This is a genomic window from Butyricimonas faecalis (assembly GCF_003991565.1).
GTDB lineage: Bacteria > Bacteroidota > Bacteroidia > Bacteroidales > Marinifilaceae > Butyricimonas > Butyricimonas faecalis.
The window spans coordinates 2,010,020-2,031,940 of record NZ_CP032819.1 but is presented as its reverse complement, the minus strand read 5'-3'; the positions used below and the strand labels follow the sequence as shown (position 1 = coordinate 2,031,940).

15 protein-coding genes are annotated in these 21,921 nt (G+C 46.4%); 5 read left to right on the top strand and 10 right to left on the bottom strand.

Annotated elements, in window-relative coordinates; translation table 11 throughout:
* Positions 1-145: 145 nt before the first annotated feature.
* Positions 146-3,151 (bottom strand): protein translocase subunit SecDF, encoded by a 3,006-nt coding sequence (secDF, locus tag D8S85_RS08985; protein WP_106480413.1) that lies wholly within the window; start codon positions 3,149-3,151, stop codon positions 146-148.
* Between the two features lie 97 nt (positions 3,152-3,248).
* On the bottom strand, positions 3,249-3,674 hold the full coding sequence (locus tag D8S85_RS08980; RefSeq protein ID WP_106480412.1) for a retropepsin-like aspartic protease: 426 nt from the start codon (positions 3,672-3,674) through the stop codon (positions 3,249-3,251).
* A gap of 632 nt (positions 3,675-4,306) precedes the next feature.
* On the opposite strand from D8S85_RS08980, the gene D8S85_RS08975 reads away from it, so the two are divergent.
* Together D8S85_RS08975 and D8S85_RS08970 are read left to right on the top strand one after the other, a co-directional pair.
* Positions 4,307-7,417 (top strand): SusC/RagA family TonB-linked outer membrane protein, encoded by a 3,111-nt coding sequence (locus D8S85_RS08975; protein ID WP_181951154.1) that lies wholly within the window; start codon positions 4,307-4,309, stop codon positions 7,415-7,417.
* Positions 7,418-7,429: 12 nt separating this feature from the next.
* Positions 7,430-9,196, top strand: a complete 1,767-nt coding sequence (locus tag D8S85_RS08970; protein ID WP_228423172.1) for a RagB/SusD family nutrient uptake outer membrane protein — start codon at positions 7,430-7,432, stop codon at positions 9,194-9,196.
* Between the two features lie 381 nt (positions 9,197-9,577).
* On the opposite strand, the gene mdh is transcribed toward D8S85_RS08970, so the two are convergent.
* Together mdh and D8S85_RS08960 are read right to left on the bottom strand one after the other, a co-directional pair.
* Positions 9,578-10,513 carry a malate dehydrogenase gene (gene mdh / locus D8S85_RS08965; protein WP_106480411.1) on the bottom strand — a complete coding sequence of 312 codons (936 nt, stop codon included), beginning with the start codon at positions 10,511-10,513 and terminating at the stop codon, positions 9,578-9,580.
* A gap of 197 nt (positions 10,514-10,710) precedes the next feature.
* A complete protein-coding gene (locus tag D8S85_RS08960; protein WP_106480410.1) occupies positions 10,711-12,126 on the bottom strand; it encodes an MATE family efflux transporter in 1,416 nt (471 codons plus the stop codon).
* Between the two features lie 96 nt (positions 12,127-12,222).
* On the opposite strand from D8S85_RS08960, the gene D8S85_RS08955 reads away from it, so the two are divergent.
* On the top strand, positions 12,223-13,197 hold the full coding sequence (locus tag D8S85_RS08955; RefSeq protein WP_106480409.1) for a D-alanine--D-alanine ligase: 975 nt from the start codon (positions 12,223-12,225) through the stop codon (positions 13,195-13,197).
* Between the two features lie 16 nt (positions 13,198-13,213).
* Here the strand turns inward: D8S85_RS08955 and mnmA are convergent, their stop codons facing one another.
* The 6 genes from mnmA to D8S85_RS08925 form a co-directional block, all read right to left on the bottom strand.
* Positions 13,214-14,332 (bottom strand): tRNA 2-thiouridine(34) synthase MnmA, encoded by a 1,119-nt coding sequence (gene mnmA, locus D8S85_RS08950; RefSeq protein ID WP_172726497.1) that lies wholly within the window; start codon positions 14,330-14,332, stop codon positions 13,214-13,216.
* Between the two features lie 111 nt (positions 14,333-14,443).
* Entirely contained in the window at positions 14,444-15,184 is a 741-nt protein-coding gene (trmB, locus tag D8S85_RS08945; RefSeq protein WP_106480408.1) for a tRNA (guanosine(46)-N7)-methyltransferase TrmB, read from the bottom strand.
* Complete coding sequence (locus D8S85_RS08940; protein ID WP_106480407.1) at positions 15,171-15,665, bottom strand: gliding motility lipoprotein GldH; 495 nt, start codon at positions 15,663-15,665, stop codon at positions 15,171-15,173. The genes trmB and D8S85_RS08940 overlap by 14 nt, the downstream gene beginning before the upstream one ends.
* Complete coding sequence (locus D8S85_RS08935) at positions 15,666-16,286, bottom strand: NUDIX hydrolase (protein WP_106480406.1); 621 nt, start codon at positions 16,284-16,286, stop codon at positions 15,666-15,668.
* A gap of 48 nt (positions 16,287-16,334) precedes the next feature.
* Positions 16,335-18,095 (bottom strand): gamma-glutamyl-gamma-aminobutyrate hydrolase family protein, encoded by a 1,761-nt coding sequence (locus D8S85_RS08930; RefSeq protein ID WP_106480405.1) that lies wholly within the window; start codon positions 18,093-18,095, stop codon positions 16,335-16,337.
* Positions 18,096-18,153: 58 nt separating this feature from the next.
* A complete protein-coding gene (locus tag D8S85_RS08925) occupies positions 18,154-19,044 on the bottom strand; it encodes a S66 peptidase family protein (protein WP_106480404.1) in 891 nt (296 codons plus the stop codon).
* 91 nt (positions 19,045-19,135) lie between these two features.
* On the opposite strand from D8S85_RS08925, the gene metG reads away from it, so the two are divergent.
* Both metG and D8S85_RS08915 read left to right on the top strand, forming a co-directional pair.
* Entirely contained in the window at positions 19,136-21,166 is a 2,031-nt protein-coding gene (gene metG / locus D8S85_RS08920; RefSeq protein WP_106480403.1) for a methionine--tRNA ligase, read from the top strand.
* A gap of 473 nt (positions 21,167-21,639) precedes the next feature.
* Complete coding sequence (locus D8S85_RS08915) at positions 21,640-21,879, top strand: hypothetical protein (protein ID WP_106480402.1); 240 nt, start codon at positions 21,640-21,642, stop codon at positions 21,877-21,879.
* Positions 21,880-21,921 lie beyond the last annotated feature (42 nt).

Sequence of the window (21,921 nt, the reverse complement as noted above, 5' to 3'; positions counted from 1 at the left end):
TTTTACTTTCAAATTGTAACTTTTTTATGCTATTGAAGGGAAATCGCGTGTACATTGCAATACCTGTAAGCGTATCTTTTATCTAGCGCACAAAAAAAATAGCTCCTTTTTACGGGAGCTATTTTTGTATGAACTTGAAATATGTTTATTTCTTCTCTTCTGCTTTCTTCTTGAATCTTCTAGCCAAGTCGAAAGAAATAGGAGTTGCGATGAACAGTGATGAATATGTACCGACAATGATACCTACTAACAAGGCGAAAATGAATCCCTTGATAGATGCACCACCGAAAATGAATATCGCTAACAACACGACGATGGTTGACAATGAAGTACTGAACGTACGACGTAGCGTGGAGTTCAACGCATCATTTACTACTTGTTCATCGTCCCGTTTCGGGTATAGTCTGCGGTACTCACGGATACGGTCGAATACAACCACGGTATCGTTGATGGTGTAACCCACAACCGTCAATACGGCAGCGATAAAGGATTGGTCAACCTCCAAAGAGAACGGCAACAGGCCAGCAAACAAGGAGAAGGCTCCGATTACGATGATCGTGTTGTGAGCCAAGCCGACAACAGCTCCGGCACCATATTGCCATTTTGAGAATCGTACCATGATGTAGATAAAGATACCGACCAAGGCAAACAATACCGACCAAACGGCAGCTCTTGTCATGTCTTCTGCCACGGCAGGTCCGATTTTTTGGGTCTGTTGTAAGTTCACGCTACGGAATGTTTCGTAATCCGTTCCGGCAGGAAGCATCTCCTGTAACCCGACATATAATAATGAGTCAACATTTGCATCAACATCAGCTCCGGTTTCAGCAATCCGGTATTTCGTGGTGATCTTCACGTTGTTTGCAGTTCCCACGGTCTTCACCTCGGGAGCACTTCCGTAAACACCTGCCAGTTTCTCGGCAACATCACCCACATGTACATCTTGTGCGAAAGTTACGGTATAAGTTCTACCTCCCACGAAGTCGATACCTTTATCCAAACCTCTGGTGAACAGGGATATGAAACAAAGTAGGATTACGATACCTGAAAGCGTGTAACTGATTTTCCGTTTTTGCAAGAACGGGAATTTAGTATTTCTCAACCAATCTGCAGTAAACGAGGTTGTGAAGGTAACATTGTCACTCTTGGATGCAGCTCTTTCAAGGATCAGACGAGTGATGAAGATAGCTGTGAACAGTGAAGAAAGGATACCGATAATCAATGTGGTTGCGAAACCTTTGATCGGGCCTTCTCCGAAGTAGTACAGGATAAATCCGGTTAATAACGTCGTCAACTGACCGTCGATAATAGCCGAGTATGCATTACTGTAACCTTCCTTGATAGCAAGTTTCAAGCCTTTTCCGGCTCTGATTTCCTCTTGAATACGTTCGTAAATCAACACGTTGGCGTCGACAGCCATACCCATGGTCAACACGATACCGGCGATACCGGGTAAGGTCAGCACGGCTCCGATGGATGCAAGAATACCAAACAAGAAGAACAAGTTGGCAAGCAACGCGATGTCAGCGGCCAAACCGGCACTCTTGCTATAGAAGAATAACATGTAGGCCAATACCAACACGAACGCGATGATGAATGACCACATACCGGATTGAATAGCTTCTTGTCCCAATGATGCTCCTACCACCTCGTCCGCGATGATACGTGCGGGTGCAGGTAATTTACCGGATTTCAAGATATTTGCAAGGTCACCTGCTTCTTTCACGTCAAAACGTCCGGAAATTTGAGAGCTACCTCCCTTGATTTCATCGTTTACGTTAGGAGAAGATGCAACCATACCGTCAAGCACGATAGCGATGCAACGTCCGATATTATCTTTCGTTAAGCGAGCCCATGTTTTGGTCCCCTCGCCGTTCATTTGCATGGAAACCACCGGACGACCTTGTTGATCGTAGTCTTGTCTTGCATCGATTACAGCATCTCCTTCAAGCGGAGCTTTGCCGTTACGAGTGGTAATCTTGATAGCATGTAAAGGAACCATACCGTTTACAGCTTTCATTTCCCACAATAAGCGTGCGTTTCTGGGGAAAGCTGATCTTACTTGCGGTAATCTTAAATAGGCGTTGATTTTAGCCGTATCTTTTATGTTGGCATATCCGATGGTTGAACCTCCAACGGGTTGTCCTTGCTGGGTCATGTTGGGCGACAATACGGCAAAAAGCGGGTGCTCTTTCTGGTATTCGGCCATGCTGCTTACCGTTTTCAAAGAATCGGATTCGCCTTTGATCGCGTCCAGAATAGCAGATTCCTTATCTTGTTCTTGTGCCGTTTCGCTTACTTGTGTGGTTGTTTCTTCATTTACTACATTGGAAACTTGTGCGTCAAGAACCTCTTTTAGTTTTTGATCTGCAGCAGCCAAATAGTTGATGAATGCATCTTCTCCGGCATCTTGTCCTTTCGCGTTGTCGAATGTTTCATAGAATTCCAATGCAGCAGTTCCTTGCAACAACTCTCTCACACGTTGCGGTTCTTTGATACCCGGCAACTCGATAACGATTCTTCCGGAGATGTCGGCTTTACGGATATTGGGTTGAGCGACACCAAAACGGTCGATACGAGTACGAAGAATGTTGAACGTGTTGTCGATTGCTCCGTCAGCTTCTTTGCGGATCACGTCAAGAACTTCCTTGTTGGTGGCTCCAACCTTGATCTTTTCTTTCATTTCGTGCGTACCGAAAATAGCCGGGGATGCCAGTTGCGCTCCCGGGGCAATCTTTTCGAAAGCCTCACCGAAAAGAGTCACGAAGTCTTTCGGACTGGAAACTCTCATCTTCACGGCTTCCTCTATCGCCTGATTGAAAGCGGGATCCGTGCTGTGGTTTGCCAGACTTTTTACCACGTCTACCACGTCAACTTCCATGGTTACGTTCATACCTCCCTTCAAGTCCAAACCGAGGTTAAGTTCCAGTTCCTTACATTCCTTGTAAGTGAATTTGGCTAAACCGAGGAAATTGTAGACGGGTTGGTTCGCAACCGAATCTAAATACTCTTTCTCTTTAATAGGGTTACCGTTGGCGAACTCCTTCGCCGCGTTCTCTACCTGGTTGGTTTTATAAGTAAAAAACAACTGATAAAGACTCACCAATGCCAAAGCAACAGCGAGTAGTGTAATCGCTCCTTTATTCTGCATCTGTTTAATGAATTTATAATTACTTAAGCTTCAATTCTTCTTTTAACACATATTTAGTGCGCAAAAGTATAACAATTTTTTCAAAATTACTATACAATTAGGCAGATACTTTTAATGTTAACGCCTTATTTCCATAATCAATGACCGCCTCGTGCCTGACAAGAAAGTCGCTTCCCAACAATCCGGCAATCCTGCGCTGCAGGTGTTTGTCGTATAGAGAGTTCACGTACTGCAAGTCGATGACCGCCGCGTGTACGTTCTCTATCGTGTGGTTGCCAATTTGTAAAGCCGTGATATTCACAAGCTGAACCTCATTGATTTCTCCGCACACCCCCCCGGAGTTAATCTCGGAAACATCATCCAGCGGCTCGTAAGTAAACGGCGTAAGTTTATCTATGACCGTCACGGATGCTCCCGTGTCTATAATAAAATCACCCTCAATGCTACCGATTTGCAGAGAGACGATGATGTGAAAACTGTTATCTTCCAGCTCAACGATCTCTATCGGAATTTTTATCTCCATATTTTAAAGTTTGCACAAACATACGCATTTTCGCCGAAATCCAAAAAAGTGGAATGTTAATTTCGAGAAGAAATCGAGGAAAAAGTGGTTATTGGTTATTGTACCAGTTTATTTTTTGAGAGTAATACATGATGATCGCCAAAATAACGAAGGTAGTTATATCCGATTTTGTCGTGAGATGCTAACTCTTACATGCAAGAAGGAATATTTACCATTCGTAATCCAATGGACAAGGAATTCATTTCTAAGACAAGCGCCAATTCATTTCGCCACGGAGGTGTATCAGGGACGCTCGTGAACGTCTTTGTAACGTCTTTGATTGGTCTTTGATACGTCTTTGATCCCTAAGAACATCGAATATGCCACGGAAGATATGCGTGTATTACCCTGAAAAAGGTTACTTTGAATTTCGTTGTAAAGTGGTATAGAAGTACCTAAATTTAAACGGTGTGGAATATTGGTGTTTGATATGTGTAAAAATTCTACGCTTTCCTATTGCCTCGTGATGAAACCTGAAAACCTTTTTTGCAGGAAATCAATTCGATATATTTTTTCCCTGTGTTTTGGTGTATTTGTTGTGTTGGAAAAATTGCGAGAATGTTTGATTGAAAATTAATATATGTGATATAAAAATGAAGAATCTAGATTTTTTTCAGAAAAGCGTTAGTAAAATCGGCATGATGTTATTGCTTGGTGGCCTGTGTATGGTGGGAACAATTTCTCGAAGTGTTGCGGGCGAAGTCGATTCGACGCGAGTGACAAAGTGGAAAATATTTGGTCGAGTGATTGATGAACAAGGAGAACCAATTATCGGGGCCGCCATCTTGGAACAAGGAACAACCAATGGATGCGTGACCGATACGTTGGGCAATTACAAGTTAACGGTAAAGGCCGGAGCCGTACTTCGGGTTTCTTTTGTCGGGTATGTTACCCGGGAAATCGTGTTAAAAAAGGAAGGGATGCGAAATGTCCGGCTGCGGGTGGATCATGAAGAGTTGGATGAGGTGGTTGTCGTGGGATATGGTTCCGTGGCCCGGAAGAATTTTACGGGGTCCGTGAGCGTGATTAACACCGCCGAATCTCCTTTGGCTTTGTTGCCGAATACGAACTCGATGGATGCGTTGCGGGGAACGGTAACGGGTATTACCGTGTCGCAACAACAAGGAGCGGGACAGGCGCCTTCTTTACAAGTACGAGGGCAAAAATCGATCGGGAGATCGACATCCAACCCGTTGATCGTGATGGATGGGGTGATTTTCATGGGGAGTTTGCGGGATATAGACCCCAATATTATCGAAAGCATGAGCGTGTTGAAAGACGCGACGTCTTTGGCTGCTTATGGATCACAGGCTGCCAACGGGGTGGTGATGATCACGACGAAACAGGGGAAATTGGGAAAACCCGTGCTGAATTTTAATGCATCGTGGACGTTGTCGGAGATGGCGAATCGTCCGGAGGTGTTGAGTCCGGAGAATTATATTAAAAAAATTAATGCGACCCAGCATCTGGCGGAGGACGCCGATCCGTCAGCTTGGATGAGTGGATTCGAGCTAGAGAATTATAAAAACGGCAAGACTACGGATTGGTTGGATTACGTGAGCCGGGCGGGACTGATGCAGAGTTATTCGGCATCCGTATCCGGAGCGACGGAAAAATTGAATTATTTCCTATCCGCTTCTCACGTTGATCAGGAGGGGGTGATTGTTGGCGATGATTATAAACGGGAGGCTTTGTCGCTCCGTTTGCAAAGTGACGTGGCTTCTTGGTTGCAAGTCGGGACACAGATGGGATATACCTTTAATGATTACTCCGGTCCCACGACTTACAATCTGGTACAGGCCTTGCGTTTGACCCCTTACGGCCGTGTGACTCGTCCGAACGGTGAACTGGAGAAGTTCCCGAGAGAATTGGGGGCCGGGTTGACAAATCCCTTGTGGCTCGTGAATAGCGGTATGGTGGATGATCATGATACTTATGCCACGACTTTAATCAAGGGGCATGTGCTTGTGAAATGTCCTTGGTTGGAAGGACTGACTTACCGGGTAAATGCCGCTTATTCCTGGGAGAACGTGGAACGGGATTATTTCGAGCATGAGGGGTATTTTGTGGCAGAGGGAACTTCTGAAGATCGGTATTCAGCCTCGGCATTATCCGGTTTCTTGAGTAAGGCGAACGGGTATAGCGCCCGCACGAAGAACACGTACTGGGTAATGGACCATATCGTGAATTTTAATCGTCAGTTCGGGAAACATTTTATTGATGCGACCTACGTTTACACGAGGGATTCCAAACGGTATGACTACCGGAAGATGACCGGAAGTGATTTCTCGGATCAAGGGAATACCGTCTTGGGAGCCGATGGACTGGTATATGCCAAAACACAGAAAATCACGAATATCGATAAGACAAAGCATAATAATATCGGGTATCTGGGGCGAATCAGCTATAATTATAACGACACGTATCATGTAAGTGTTTCCGTGCGTCGGGACGGATCGTCCGTGTTCGGGAAGAATTCGAAATGGGGAGTTTTCCCGGCAGTCGGGGTGGCATGGACGGTTTCAAATGAACGTTTTATGAAACGGGTGTCGTTCATCGATTATTTAAAGTTGAAGGGATCGTGGGGTAAGAATGGTAATCAATCTCTGGATCCGTACATGACATTGTCTCGGATAAAGTTAGGACAACAAGGCGGCATCGGTTATCCTTTCGGCAATGAATCGACGATTAGCTGGGGCCAACGCTATGATAAACTGGGAAATGCCGATCTGGGTTGGGAGACAACAGAGGCATTTAACTATGGGTTTGACCTCGGTTTGTTGGGTAGCCGGATTTATTTGGAATTTGACGGTTATTTCTCGAAGACGACCGACCAGATTTTTGATCGATTGTTGCCCGTGATGAATAACGGGTTGACAAGTATGAAAGCCACGATGGGGCAGATTGATAACTGGGGGATAGAGGCCACGTTGACCACGCGGAATGTCTGGACGAAAGACTGGAATTGGAGTACGGCCGTGACGTTCTATCTGAACCGGAATAAATTGAAAGATTTATACGGTGACGGGAAAGATGATATCTCCAATAGTCTGTTTATCGGGAAATCCTTGGGAGCCATTTACGGTTATAAGTCAATAGGAATTGTACAGGAAGAAGATATTGAATACATCGAGGCAAATAACGCGGCACCCGGTGACGTGAAGTTTGCTAATTTGGACGGGAGCGAGGATGGTAAGATTACGGCAAACGATCGTACCATCCTGGGATATAACAAGGAAAACTTCCGGATGAGTTTGAGTAGCACGCTTAAATACAAGAATCTGGAGTTGTATTTCTTGTTCGCTGGCGTGTTCGGGGGAAATGGTTACGGGCTGAGCCAGAACACGTATGCTTACCAAACGGCAACGGGAACCGTGTGGGATAATAACCTGAATCATGGTTGGTGGACCCCGGAAAATAGGAGCAACAAGTATCCTCGTGTGGATTATGCCGACAATCGTTTTACCCCGCTGCAAAGTTATGGATTCGTGCGTTTGCAGGATTTAAGCCTTTCCTACACGTTCCACCAGGATTGGTTGAGTCGTTTGCAAATAACGGGTTTGAAGGTGTTTTTTGCAGCCAAGAACTTGTTCACGATCACGAATTGGGATGGTGGTGATCCGGAGATAAAGCAAACCTTGGGCGGTAGTTACGGTTATCCGTTAGCAGCCATGTATTCATTTGGAGTTAATTTGACATTTTAAATTTGGAGCGTGATGATGAAAACTAGAAAATATATTGCGGTTATTTTTGCCGTTATGGTAATGGGAATTTCCGGATGTAACGATGATCTTTTTTTGGAAGAACATCCCGACACGTTTTACACGGCTGAAGATGCTTTCAAGACCGTGGATCAGGTAAAGGCTTGCGTGACGAATATGTATGCCCACGCTCGTTATTGGTTACAGAATGACGTGTTTTTAAAGGGGGCAGGTACCGATATGTTTGATACCCCGATGTGGCGGTCAAGCGGTAACGGGATGTCTAATTTCTCTTCGTGGTCCACGGATAAAAGTGAAGTGAAGAATATTTACGAGGCTTATTATCAGTTAGTGAGTTATGCCAACCAGACGTTGGAAGGGACAGAAGTGAAAACCTTGAACTGGGATAGCGAGGATGACCGGGCGCGGGTACGGGCACAGGCTAATTTCTTCCGGGGATTTGCTTACCTCACTTTGGGTGAGTTGTTCGGGGGAGTTCCCGAGGTGACGAAATTCTACCAGGAGCCCCGCTATGATTTTACCCGGATGACCCGGGAGGAGACGTATCGGTTCGCCATTCAAGATTTGAAGCATGCGGCGGATACTTTGCCTGATTATCCGGGAGAGGCGGGAGACGTGGCGAAAGGTGCGGCCTATCATTATTTGGCAGAGGCTTATCTGGCCTTGGCTACCGAGCTGGGGGATGATCGGGAATTGTTGCAGCAATCCATTCTTTACGCGACCAAGGTTACCGAGTTACACGCTTTGATGACCGAGCGGTTCGGTTCCCGGGCAAAGCCGGGGTCCGGTGAGGCCATGAATGGAGTCGAGGCTTATTACCCGGACGGGGATGTCTTTTTCGATCTTTTTCAACGGGGGAACTTGGATTATGCCGAGGGAAATACCGAGGCTTTGTGGACGTTGCAAAATGATGTGACGGTTTGGCATAACTTCGGGGGAAGTCATTTTTTGCCTTACGCCGGAAGTTTTTCTCCCGTGTTGAGGGAGATGCGTTGGAAAAGCGAATATTCGGAATCGAATGCCGGGTATGGCCCGTGGAACACGAATATTGACGAATCTGTCTATCCCGGGGGAAATCTCTGTGCCTACGTCGGTGGCCGGGGGGTGTCTTTTAATGCCCCGACAAACTACATGATCAATGATATTTGGGCGGGTGATTTTGCCACGGATATTCGGAATTCAAAGGCGAATATCCGTCGGGAATTCGTGTGTATCGATACGAAACACAGTAAGTACGGTCAGATCGTGACGGCCGATATGCTGGACGAATCAAACATGGATCACTATTACCCGGTATGGACCAAATTCGCTCCCGTGGATGATTGGGGATACGAGGATTTGGTATACGGGGGAAATCGTACGAATACTTTCCGGGACGAGTATGCCTGTCGTTTAGCCGAAACTTATTTGTTACGGGCGGAGGCTTATTTCCGTATGGGGGATGCCGGTAGTGCCGCGAATGACATAAACCAGTTGCGCGGTCGGGCGCAATGTAGCCGCATGGCAACAGCGGGAGATATTTCTTTCGCTTTTATCTTGGACGAGAGAGCAAGGGAGTTGTTTATGGAGGAAAGAAGATGGTGTACGTTGTTGCGTATGCAAGGCTCTGTCATGGAGGATCAACTGCGGGCTCACGCGTATTACATTGCTGATTACCCGACTTACACGGGAACCATCGAGTGGAAATTATTCCCGATCCCGCAGAAAGCGATTGACGCGAATATTGATGCCAAGTTGGAACAGAATCCGGGTTGGAACTAGAAAACTGAATTCTGACATAGGTTTACCTTGGTTTACAGTAGCTTTTTTAGGATAATACATCCTTGAACCTACTGTAATCCTACTGAAAAGCTATGGAAATAATCCTGCTTATTCGTTGCTCAGCCGTTGCGCGTACGTTGCTCAGCCGTCCCGTAATGGCTGAGCAACGGGTAAACTTCGGGTAATCGCCGGGTATGTGGGATTATTTGGGTATGTTTACTACCTGATTTGGGTTGGATTTGGGTAAGATTGCGGGGATAAATTTCTTTACTTTGCAGTTCGCTGCCCTTTAAAAGAATAGGGAGGGTATATTGGAAATAAAAACCGTCCCGGCGCCCCAGAACGGTTTTTTAAAGAATGATCGTGAAGTACTATTGTTAGTTAAAATAATTTCATGTTGTCAAGTACATCCATTACTGATCTAACAGCTTTAGCTGATTGAGCTAATAATTCTTGTTCATCTTTATCAAGTTTTACCTCGATGATTTTTTCGATACCGTTCTTGCCCAAGACTACCGGAACTCCTAGATAGATGTTGTTCATTCCGTATTCACCGTTTAACAAGGCGCAAACCGGGAATATTCTTCTGTGGTTGCATACGATAGCTTCAACCATTTGGGCTGCTGCTGCACCGGGAGCGTACCATGCTGAGGTTCCCATCAATTTAACCAACTCTCCACCGCCAACTTTCGTTCTTTCGATGATGGCGTTCAACGTGTCATGGTCAATCAAGTCCGTTACCGGAATACCTGAAACCGTGGTGTATCTTGGGAGCGGAACCATCGTGTCCCCGTGTCCGCCTAATAACAAGGCTTGAATATCTTTCGGGGAAACATTCAATGCTTCAGCCAGGAATGCTCTGTAACGAGCCGTATCCAGAATACCGGCCATACCGAACACGCGGCTTGAGTCAATCTTGGCCGTCAAGTAAGCGCAGTAGCACATTACGTCAAGCGGGTTGGACACGATAATGATCTTGGCATTCGGGGAGTGCTTGATAATATTTTCAGTAACTGATTTTACAATACCGGCGTTTGTTGCGATTAAGTCATCCCGGCTCATTCCCGGTTTACGGGGAAGACCTGAAGTGATTACCACAACTTCTGAATTATTGGTAGCCTCGTAATCGTTCGTTACACCTTTGATACGGGTGTCATAAAGATTGATCGGGGCGGTTTGCCACATATCCAATGATTTACCCTCAGCAACGCCTTCTTTAATGTCCAAAAGAACAACTTCATTGACAATGTCCTTTTCTGCGATGCAGTTCGCGCAAGTTGCACCAACGTTTCCTGCTCCTACAACTGTTACTTTCATTTCTGTAATTTTTTATTGTTATACGTTTCTTAAATGGCTATTTGTTGCTTTTTTAACGCCGTCAAATGTAAGCCTTATTTTTTACATCAACAATCTTTATGCCGAAAAATTACAGAATTTTTTCTGTAATAATTTCGTGACATAAAGGCACGAAAAGAACGAGATTCTTATTGAATACCGGTTTATGCTTACAATTTTCAATTAAATTGCTGCCAAAGGCGACTTGCCACGGCGTGCATTTTCCCCAGAATTCCGGCGGGTTTATATTGCCCGTTTTCCAGACGTTTCTGAAAAGATTGGTACCAGATGGCCAGCACGATGCCCTTCATGACGCTGGAGAGGGATATGCTCCACCAGATACCGTCTAACCCGAGTGAAGGGAAGGTAACCAGGTAATAGGCCAGCGGGATGCGGGCTCCGGTAAGGATGATGCCCACGATGGCGGGCGGGGTGGTTCGTCCACATCCGTTGAAAGCCCCGGCAGTGACCTGTTCTATGGCCGAGAATATCTGCGAAATAGCGAGAATTTTCAGGTACGCGCTTCCTGCAATCAGGGTCTGTGGTTCGTTGATAAACACGCTGAATATTTCTTTACTGAAGAACAGGAAGGCGAGGCAGGCAATTAGGGCGATTCCCCCGGCTAGCTTCAACGTGTAATGGTATCCCAAGCGTATGCGGTCCAAGTTGCGGGCCCCGAAGTTTTGTCCCGTGAAGGCAGCCAGGGCCGTAGAAAAGCCTGCGGCTGTCATCCACGTGATGGCCTCGATCTGCGCGCCCACGCTCTGCACGGCAACCCCGATATGGCCCCATTGGGCTGCCACGGTGGCCAGTGTCAGGGAGAACATGGCGAATAAAGCGCTTTGCATGCTTACGGGTAAGCCGAGAGAAACGATACGTTTCACGAACCGGGCTCGCAGTCGGGTGATAAAATAGAGTTTCCCGATGGATGAATTACGGAAATAAAGGTTCCAAATGAAGATGGAAAATACGACTAGCTGGGAGAATGTGGTGGCGATGGCCGCACCTGCTGTTCCCAGTGCCGGAACGAAACCGTACCCGTATATTAACAGGGGGTCGAGGACGATGTTGAATATTAATCCGGTGGCGACGATTTTCAACGGGGTTTTACTGTCCCCTTGCCCGTTGTACAGTCCGCTATACGTGTTGTTGTTGAACGTGAAGAATAGGCCGGGCGTGACCAGGCGCATGTATATGATGGCCAATTCCGAGATGTTTGCTTCCAGATGGAACAATCCGACCAACATGGGGGCCGCGATGTAAATCATGCAGGCGTATCCCAAGGCAATGATGGATGACAGCATGGCCGATTGGTTGGCATATGCCCGGGCTCTTTTGCTTGCCCGTGCCCCTAGGGATTGGGAAATCGTGACTTCTGCCCCGACTTTACTGATAAATGATAAAGCGTTACATATCCACGTGAAAAATCCGGCCACGCCGACGGCTGCCACGCTCTCGCTACCCAAATGTCCCAGCCAGATCATGTCGGTCATGTTGTATGCCATTTGAACGAAAGAGGCCGTGATAAGGGGAATCGCCATGCTCCAGATTCCCTTGCTGATGCTCCCTTGTGTCAAGTCGTTTGTCTTTGTCATTTCCTTGTGTTATTGAGGCTTGCAAAAATATAAACTTTTTATCATCTCCTATTCTCTTTTTTGTATTTTTGTCACGTTATAAAAGATGAATTCAAAATGAAAAATATTGCCATTATCGCCGGAGGAAATTCCTCAGAGTATGAGGTTTCCATAAAATCCGGGAAGAATATATACGCCGAGGTGGATGAAACCAAGTACAACAAATATCTCGTTATTCTGAGAGGACGGGATTGGCACGTGGAGATCGGGGAGGAAAAGTACCCCGTGGACAGGAATGATTTCTCGTTTACCCGGAACGGGGAGAAGATTCTGTTTGATTTTGCCTATATCACGATACACGGTGTTCCCGGGGAGAACGGGTTGTTGCAGGGGTATCTGGATATGATGGGTGTGCCTTACGGCGGTTGTAACGTGTTGGCTTCTGCTTTGACTTTCGACAAGCATACGTGTAGTACTTATTTGAATAGTTACGGGGTAAACGTGGCCGATTCCGTGATGTTGAGCCGGGGAATGGAATATGACGTGAACGAGATTATCAACGAGGTGGGGTTGCCTTGTTTCGTGAAACCGAATGCAGAGGGTTCCAGTTTCGGGGTGACGAAAGTGAAGGAGGCTGCCCAGTTGGAAGAGGCTTTGAAGAAAGCTTTTGCTCTCTGTCGGGAAGTGTTGGTCGAGACGTTTATAGACGGGACGGAATTGACTTGCGGGGTCGTGAAAGCCGGGGATATGGATATTACCATGCCGATTGCCGAGGTGATACCCAAGAATGAGTTCTTTGATTTCGAGGCAAAATACAACCCGACAAAGTCGGATGAAATTATCCCGGCTCGTATCTCTCCCGAGTTGACGAAACGGATCAAAACCTTGTCCTCGATGATCTACGATATATTAAGGTGTGAAGGGATCGTTCGGGTGGATTATATCGTTCGGGAGGACGAGATTTTTATGTTGGAGGTGAACACTACGCCGGGAATGACTTCCAATAGTTTCGTGCCGAAGATGGTACGTGCCATGGGAGGCACGCTTCGGGAGGTGTTGACGAAGATTATAGATAACAAGTTAAACGGATAAATTTAAATTTTTGTGTTCAGATAATGATTCCTCCCCCCACGACATCGGGCCCTTCGTACAGGACGGCACTTTGTCCCGGGGTGATCGAGTCCATGCCTTCGTGAAATTCTACCCGGAGCAAGTCGTTTTCGTGATAGACGGAGGCTTGCGCTCCCCGGTTGCGATAACGGATTTTGGCGTTTACTTCGAAGCCATCGGGTAGGGAGGCGTATTTCATAAGGTTGATGTTCTTTGCCCGGAACGTGGTTCCTTGCAATTCTTCCCGGGTTCCCAGTACGACTTCATTGCTTTCCGGACGGATGTCGACCACGAACATGGGATGCCCCAGGGCAATGCCAAGTCCTTTGCGTTGGCCGATCGTGTAGTTGGGGAATCCCCGGTGTTCTCCCAGGCGTTTGCCGGAAGTGTCGACAAATAATCCGGGACCGTATTTCTCGGCAAAGTTTTCCACGTTCTCGGCGAGGAAGGTGCGATAATCATTGTCTGGGATGAAACAGATTTCCTGACTCTCGCTTTTCTTGGAGAGTTTCTCGTATCCTTTCTCTAGGGCAATTTGTCGTACTTCAGGTTTTGTTAATTCACCCAGAGGAAAGATCGTGCGGGCAAGATTCTCTTGGGTTAACGTCCAGAGGAAATAAGTCTGGTCTTTGGTCTCGTCCACTCCTTTACGCAGGAAATAACGTCCGTCTTGTTGACCGATGCGGGCGTAGTGTCCCGTGGCAATATAATCACATCCCAACTCGTCGGCCAGGGTGATCAGTTTTCCCCACTTGATTGTGGAATTGCAGAGAACACAAGGATTGGGGGTGTGTCCTTGCAAGTATTCATCAATAAAATTCCGGATCACCAGATCATTGAAATCTTTACGAATATCGAGAATATGATGTTCGAATCCCATTTGTTGGGCCATGTGTTTGGCCTCGAAAATAGCATTCACGCTGCAGCACCCTTTTTCTTTCTCCATGCAAGCTTGGGAGATTTGATCGTATACCCGATAAGTAACTCCTACCAGTTCGTACCCTTGGTCTAGGAGTAGCATGGCAGCTACCGTGCTATCAATTCCGCCGCTCATCGCCATTAACACTCGGGGTTTTGCCTTCGGCGAGTTACAAGTCCGATCTATTTTAGATTTCATAATCTGTTTAGTTTCTTGATTTTAGATTTATGATTTTAGATTCTTTTCTATGAATGAATGTTTTTCAATCATAAATCGTAATTCTTAAATCGTGAATTAGTTCGTTTTCAATTATCTCATCATGAATTGTGTTTCACTGTGATAATCATCCTTTTCAATGTCGATTTCGGGTTCCACGAGTTGGGGCGACCCGGCTAATGAAAATTGGATGTATTTAATGGTTTTCCCTCGTGATAACCATTGTCGTTCGTAAAACGTTTTGATGCCTAATATCTTATCATCCAGTCCGCTCCCGTAAAGATCGCTCGTGTTGATGTTCACGGGTAGATGATTGATTTTCACAAGCTCTGCCGTGTATTGATAGAGGAAAGGACTGTCTGTTTTCAAATGAATGAGCCCGTTCTCTTTTAAGAATTTTCGATATAGGGAAAGGAAACGGGTTCCCGTGAGACGCTTGCGGGCTTTTGCCATTTGCGGGTCGGGAAAGGTGATCCATATTTCGGAAATTTCTCCGGGAGCGAAAATGGATTCCAGTTCTTCCGCGTGGGTACGCAGGAAAACGACGTTTTTCATCCCTTTTTCTTCTGCCGCTTTTGCACCTGTCCACATGCGGGCTCCCTTGATGTCCAATCCGATGAAATTCTTCTCGGGATAAAGTTCGCCCAATCCCACGGAGTACTCTCCTTTGCCGCATCCCACTTCTAAAACGATCGGGTGATCATTGCCGAAAACTTGTTCTCCCCATTTCCCTTTTAGTTTGTAATCCGTGCGGAATACTTCTTCATGGGTGGGCTGGAACACGTTTTCCAAGGTTTCCATTTCGGCAAATTTCGCCAGTTTATTCTTCGCCATAATAAGTTGTGGATTTTATTTTAATGCCAATATTTTTAATCCCTGTCAGTTGTTTATCTTTCATCCGATGTTTGATTTCCACGGTATAAATACCGGTGGAGTCAAAATGGAAAATCCGGTCAATCGGTTGCACGACTGTTTTTAGTCCCGTGAGTCCTTGACCGACCCACCTGCCGTTATTGTCGACAAGGATGATGTCAGAATTCTCTTTATCCACTTCTAATCCTTGATGTCGGATGGTCAAGTAGCAACTGATGTTTCTTTGTTTATAGTCGGTAGAGTGACGGATGCAGGTGCTGAGGTGGTAAGTGCCGGGTTGCGTGATGTCGAGTTCGAATTTGTAATTACTATCTCGTTCCCATGTCTCGTTGGCAAGTGTTTTGTATTTCCCTTGTGTAGTGGAAAAATTACAAGCTATGCAGCCAAGTAACAGGAAGAGAATGTATATGCAAAGTTTGTTCTTCATCTCGCGTTCAGTCATTTATTGCTCGTTTTTTACCAAGGCTTCCAGTTCCGCGATCATCATGGCCGTGGCTCCCCAGATGAAATTTTCTCCGATCTTGTACCCCGGGGCAATAATTTTTTGCTCCTGTCGGTACAATACCTGACTTGTTTTATTCCTGTCGTCCAGTAAGTCTTTTAACGGGATGATAATCACTTTTTCTACCTCATTTTTCGAGAGTACAAAATTAGGCATTTCCGGGATAGTTCCAACAAAGGGAGTTATATTAAAGTTACTTAATGGAATATACACGTCGCTTAATTCCCCGATAACCGTGACCTCCTTGGAAGTCACTCCGATCTCTTCCTCGCATTCGCGTAATGCCGTGTGCAGGCTGTTCCCGTCTCCCGGTTCCGTTTTACCGCCGGGCAAGGCTATTTGTCCGCCATGGTATTTGCCCACGTTTGTTCTTTTGATGAAGGGTATCGCCAGATCACCTTGGTGGGGGATAAGGAGTAGCATGACGGCACTATTGATGGGAAGACCTTGATGAATTCCCTCTTTCCCCTCCACGTATTTCGGCTGGGGAGACATCCGGTCTTGTGCCGCTTCCCCGGGTAGTTTGCTCGTAAATTTCTGGCGTAACGCTTCGATTGTCATGGTTTGAAATGTAAATTGCGCGTGAATTGAAAATAGTAAGATCGTATTTTAATTTTGTACGCTATTCAACACTCTCAATAGATTATCTCCCCATAATTTATGCAGTTCCTCGGCGGTGTATCCTTGTCGGAGAAGTTCCACCGTGAGGTTGATCACTTCGTTGGCAGCCCGGCAGCCGGTTAGTTTTTCTGTGTCATCCCCGTCAAAGTCCGTGCCGATACCCACGTGGTCAATGCCGACCAGTTGCACGATGTGATTGATGTGTGCCACGGCGTCCAGAATCGTTGGGTTCGGTTGTTTGCTTAGAAACCAGTTGTAGAGGCATACCTGTACCACTCCACCTTTGGCTGCGATCGCTTTGATCTGATCATCCGTGAGGTTGCGCGGGTGATCGCATAAAGCCCGTGCGGAGGAGTGGGAAGCGATAATGGGTGCCGTGCTGAGTTCCAGTACATCCTGCACTGTTTTTGCGCTGGTATGCGAAATGTCGATGATGATACCGAGGCGGTTCATCTCTTTCACGACTTCCCGACCGAATGGGCTCAAACCGTTGTGTTCCGGTTCTCCTTTGGCGGAATCACAAATATCATTACTTCCGTTATGACATAAGGTGATGTAAGTGATTCCCATGTCTTTGAACATGGTAAGATTACCGAGATCTTTGCCTATGGCATACCCGTTCTCGATGGCAAGGAAGATGGCTTTTTTCCCGGCATTCTTTAAATAGATCAGGTCGTCGACAGTATAGGCAATGCCTACTTGGTCCCCGTTTTGTTTTACTTGCTCGGAAATTTGGTAAAGGATGTCCACTGCTTTTTGCGTGGCTGCTTGCAGGGATTCATCATCCCGGGCGTCCTGATGAAGATAGGCAACCATGAAAACGGCATCTTCTCGTCCTTCTTGCATCTTAGGCAGATCCACTTTTACATTCTCATGGCGTTGTCCGAAATTGAATCCTTCGGTGAACTTCATCGGTGTGTCGCAATGGGAATCCACGATGAGGCTGTTCCGGTGTATTTCTTTGGCTTTCTTAAACAAGGTGGCCTCGTCCACGAAATAATAGAATAATTTCATCATTTGTTCGTCCGGGCGGACGGCCATTTTCTCCGGGTGCCATTGCACGCTGAATATGCGGTGGCCGGGCATCCCTTCCATGGCTTCCACGATGCCGTCGGGGGAGGTGGCACTTACCCGGAAACCGGGTGCTACTTCTTTGATGGCCTGGTGATGATACGAATTCACGATTAGCGAGTCTGTTCCGAGGACAGCATGAAGCGTGGTGTTGGGGATAACGTTTACCGTGTGGGAACCGTATTCCCGGCTGATGGACTGGCTGTGTTTCAGTAGTTGCTGGTCATGCTGGGAATAGATGTCCTGATAGTTTGTCCCCCCGAAAGCCATGTTGATGATCTGGTGGCCGCGGCAGATTCCGAAAATAGGTATTTGCCGGTCGGCAGCTAGTTTTACCAGTGTGAAATCGAATTGATCTCTGGCAGCATCAATGTTACCGAGAGGGGGAAGAGGTTCCTCGTTCCCGTACAGCGGATTAATGTCCCCGCCTCCGGTAAGCATTAGTCCGTCGAGCGTTTCGATGGTCTTTCGGAGCGTCTCGATGTCGTTATGTACGGGAAGTAGCACGGGGATGGCTCCTGCTTGCAGGATCGAGATCACGTACGAGTGTTCGATACATGAATTTCCGTTTTCAAAATTGGCGGAGATGCCGATCAAAGGCAAATCGTGTTGTGACTGGCGATTGTCGATCGCCTGGTATAGGGTGTCCAGCTTGGCCGGATAAACAATATTGTTCATTGTCGTGTAAATTAAAAATAGGGTTACCAATAAAATTCTGTGCATGGCGTGTACGTGATCAGGGGAAATGTAGTTCCGCTCCTTTCGGGTGAACGACTAATTCCACGTTTGCACCCAGGATCAGGGGAAAATTGTTGCGTACGTGTCCGACCGGAAGGCCGAAGCACACGGGGTACGTGTAATCTTCCACGGCTTCATGGATCAGTTGATACACTTCTTCTTTAAATCCCGGGGTCGAGTCTTTCCCGAATTCCCCGACGACCAGTCCGGCCAAGTGCTGGAATTTCCCGGCGTATTTCATACATTTCACGCTCCGGTCGATTTCGTACAGATCGTCAGACGGGTCCTCGATGAAAAGGATTGTTCCTCTCGTGTTCCGTTCGATGCAAGTGTCATGCAGGTTATTCACCCATTGCAGCATACCGCCGATCATTTCGGTTTCCACGATTCCCGTCCGGTTGAACGGGTGGGCGGGGATGGCGTATGAGGAGATGATCCCGAAAAGGAAATTCCGTAATTGCGTGACTACTTTCGGAGAGGTGTTCTTGTAGTTGGACGGCATGAAGGCGTGTAAACTCTCGATCCCGAGAGAATGGAGTTTGGCATGTAATACCGTGATGTCATTCATACCGATCACCCATTTGGGGTTTCCTTGGAATATGGAGTAATCTGCTTCCTGCACGATACGTAACATACCGTAATCTCCCGCCATGCACCAGATGGCCCGGATGTCCTCGGCGTCAAGGGCTGTTTGCAAATCATGTAATCGTTCTTCGTCCGTGCCTGCCAATCTTCCGTGTCGGGAGAGAACGTGTTGTCCGGGTACGGGTTCCAACTCCCAAGAAGTCAGGAGCGAACATGCTGCATCCAGCTGTTCTTTTGTCGCGATACCCGAGGGTGAAATTAAAGCCACCTTGTCTCCCGGCTGCAGGTATATAGGTCGTAACATAAAAGTTGAAGTTTTGTTATTATAGTACGAAGGTAACTAATATTTTTCTAACTTTGCGCCACTAGAGTTCAAAAGTTTATAAACAGGATATATGAGTAAGTTCAAGAGAAATTTGGTTACCACGGCCTTGCCCTACGCGAATGGACCCGTGCATATCGGACACTTGGCAGGGGTATACGTGCCTGCCGATATTTACGTGAGGTATCTGAGGAAGAAAGGCGAGGATGTGGCATTTATCGGTGGATCGGACGAACACGGGGTGCCGATCACGATCAAGGCTCAAAAAGAGGGAGTGACCCCGCAGGATATTGTTGATCGTTATCACAAGATCATTAAGGATTCTTTCGAAGAACTGGGTATTTCGTTTGATATATATTCCCGGACAAGTTCAAAAACGCACCACGATTTGTCTTCCGCTTTTTTCAAGAAGTTGTATGACGAGGGGAAATTTATCGAGAAGACTTCCATGCAATTCTATGACGAGAAGGCCGGACAATTCTTGGCAGACCGTTATATCGTGGGGAAATGTCCCCATTGCGGAAACGAACGGGCATACGGGGATCAGTGTGAGGCTTGTGGAACTAGCTTGAACGCTACCGATTTGATTGATCCGGTGTCTGCCATCACGGGAAACAAACCGGAACTGAAAGAGACAAAGCACTGGTATCTGCCTTTGGATCAGTATGAAGGTTGGTTGAAAGAGTGGATATTAGAAGAACATAAAGAGTGGAAACCGAATGTTTACGGACAATGTAAATCCTGGTTGGACAACGGTTTGCAACCTCGTGCGGTGACCCGTGATTTGGATTGGGGTGTTCCCGTTCCGATCGAGGGAGCCGAAGGAAAAGTGCTTTACGTGTGGTTTGATGCCCCGATCGGGTATATTTCAGCCACGAAAGACTTGACTCCGGAATGGGAAAAATACTGGAAAGATCCGGAGACTCGGATGATTCATTTTATCGGGAAGGATAATATTGTTTTCCATTGTATCATTTTCCCGGCCATGTTGAAAGCCGAGGGTTCTTATATATTACCGGATAACGTGCCGGCTAACGAGTTCTTGAATTTGGAAGGTGATAAGATTTCCACTTCCCGGAATTGGGCGGTATGGTTGCACGAGTATCTCGTGGAGTTCCCCGGTAAACAGGACGTGTTACGTTACGTGCTGACGGCAAATGCTCCCGAGACAAAAGATAATGACTTTACCTGGAAAGATTTCCAAACCCGGAATAACAGCGAGTTGGTGGCTATCTATGGAAACTTCATTAACCGTACGCTGGTATTGACGCAAAAGTATTTCGACAACCGGGTACCGGAACGGGGAGAGTTGACGGATTACGATAAAGAGGTCTTGGCCGAGATTCCACAAATCGTGGAACGTGTGGAGAAGAGTCTGGAGACCTTCCATTTCCGCGATGCGTTGAAAGAGGCAATGAATCTGGCTCGTTTGGGGAATAAATATTTGGCGGATACCGAACCTTGGAAAGTGATCAAGACGGACGAGGAACGGGTGAAGACGATTTTGAATATCTGTTTACAGATTTCTGCCAACCTTTCCACGTTGATGGAACCGTTCATGCCGTTCTCTTCCCAGAAATTGCGAGAGTTCATGAATATTGACGTGATCGATTGGGATAAAATGGGAGATGGCGTGATTCCTGCCGGACATGAGCTGGGAGAGGCCGGGTTGTTGTTCGAGAAGATCGAGGATGCAACGATTCAAGCCCAGATCGATAAATTGTTGGCCACGAAGAAAGCAAACGAGATGGCTTCCGTGAAGGCTGCCCCTGCCAAGGAGAACATCCAGTTCGAGGATTTCATGAAGATGGATATTCGGGTAGGAAAGATCATTGCTGCCGAGAAAGTGGCTAAGACCAAGAAGTTGATGAAGTTGACCGTGGATACGGGAATTGATCAACGTACGATCGTTTCCGGTATCGCTGAGCATTATACTCCGGAAGAGGTGATCGGTCGCCAAGTCAGCGTGTTGATAAATTTGGAACCGAAACCGTTGAAAGGTATCGTATCGCAAGGAATGATCTTGATGGCCGAGAATGCCGATGGAACGCTTTCTTTTGTCTCTCCGGATAAAGAGGTGAAACCGGGCTCGGAAGTACGATAACTAATCACTACCCCCTCCAACTCCCCCTTACACAGGGGGAGAGTTGATTACCAAGCGGTTTCCCCTCCTGTGTAAGGAGGGGTTAGGGGAGGTAGTCTGATAGGAAAGGGACTTTTTCATTCCCTTTATCCTTATTCATTTAACCTTAGATCAAGATTTCCCGATAAATCGTTTCCCTTAAAAATTTGAACTTTAAAGGGGTGAATTAGGATTTCGTTAACGTGTGATCTTTAGTGTGAAATACCCGTTAAACCCTTTGCCGAGCGGGGAAAGCCGACTTGGTTAAAAAAACTAAAAGAGAGGATTTTCTTTTTTAAGCCTAACATATATTTAACCTTATGACAACTAAAGTATAACTTGGATAATTTCCCCGCTAAAGGGAAGTGTCGTACTTTTGTATTGTTGAAAGACAACAACAACGAAATAAAGAGAGTTAACAAAAATGGTTGTTTAATTTTTAAATATAAAATAAAATGATGAAGTATATTATCATAGTATTCGTGGCTGTAATTACAGTGTTTATCGGTGGACGTAGTTTGAATCATGCCAGAGCAGAACATATCGTGTGTGCTTATGCTGATCACGAAAAAGTGGAAAACACGACTGCAGTTGCTCCAATGCAGCAAGTAGCAAGTCAAGACACGATCTTCGGACCGGTTAGTCTTCCCGAGGTGAAAGTGTATGTGAAGAGAAAAGTTAATCACGTGATATAAGACAAGGTTATCGACAAAAAAAAAAGGTCGGCGTTGCATCAG

Coding starts and splice junctions, on each gene's coding strand:
- D8S85_RS08915 (WP_106480402.1), top strand. CDS start 21,640: ATGATGAAGTATATTATCATAGTATTCGTGGCTGTAATTACAGTGTTT.
- D8S85_RS08955 (WP_106480409.1), top strand. CDS start 12,223: ATGAAAAATATTGCCATTATCGCCGGAGGAAATTCCTCAGAGTATGAG.
- trmB (WP_106480408.1), bottom strand. CDS start 15,184: ATGGCGAAGAATAAACTGGCGAAATTTGCCGAAATGGAAACCTTGGAA.
- D8S85_RS08970 (WP_228423172.1), top strand. CDS start 7,430: ATGATGAAAACTAGAAAATATATTGCGGTTATTTTTGCCGTTATGGTA.
- D8S85_RS08980 (WP_106480412.1), bottom strand. CDS start 3,674: ATGGAGATAAAAATTCCGATAGAGATCGTTGAGCTGGAAGATAACAGT.
- secDF (WP_106480413.1), bottom strand. CDS start 3,151: ATGCAGAATAAAGGAGCGATTACACTACTCGCTGTTGCTTTGGCATTG.
- D8S85_RS08935 (WP_106480406.1), bottom strand. CDS start 16,286: ATGACAATCGAAGCGTTACGCCAGAAATTTACGAGCAAACTACCCGGG.
- D8S85_RS08925 (WP_106480404.1), bottom strand. CDS start 19,044: ATGTTACGACCTATATACCTGCAGCCGGGAGACAAGGTGGCTTTAATT.
- D8S85_RS08975 (WP_181951154.1), top strand. CDS start 4,307: ATGAAGAATCTAGATTTTTTTCAGAAAAGCGTTAGTAAAATCGGCATG.
- D8S85_RS08930 (WP_106480405.1), bottom strand. CDS start 18,095: ATGAACAATATTGTTTATCCGGCCAAGCTGGACACCCTATACCAGGCG.
- mdh (WP_106480411.1), bottom strand. CDS start 10,513: ATGAAAGTAACAGTTGTAGGAGCAGGAAACGTTGGTGCAACTTGCGCG.
- D8S85_RS08940 (WP_106480407.1), bottom strand. CDS start 15,665: ATGACTGAACGCGAGATGAAGAACAAACTTTGCATATACATTCTCTTC.
- D8S85_RS08960 (WP_106480410.1), bottom strand. CDS start 12,126: ATGACAAAGACAAACGACTTGACACAAGGGAGCATCAGCAAGGGAATC.
- mnmA (WP_172726497.1), bottom strand. CDS start 14,332: ATGAAATCTAAAATAGATCGGACTTGTAACTCGCCGAAGGCAAAACCC.
- metG (WP_106480403.1), top strand. CDS start 19,136: ATGAGTAAGTTCAAGAGAAATTTGGTTACCACGGCCTTGCCCTACGCG.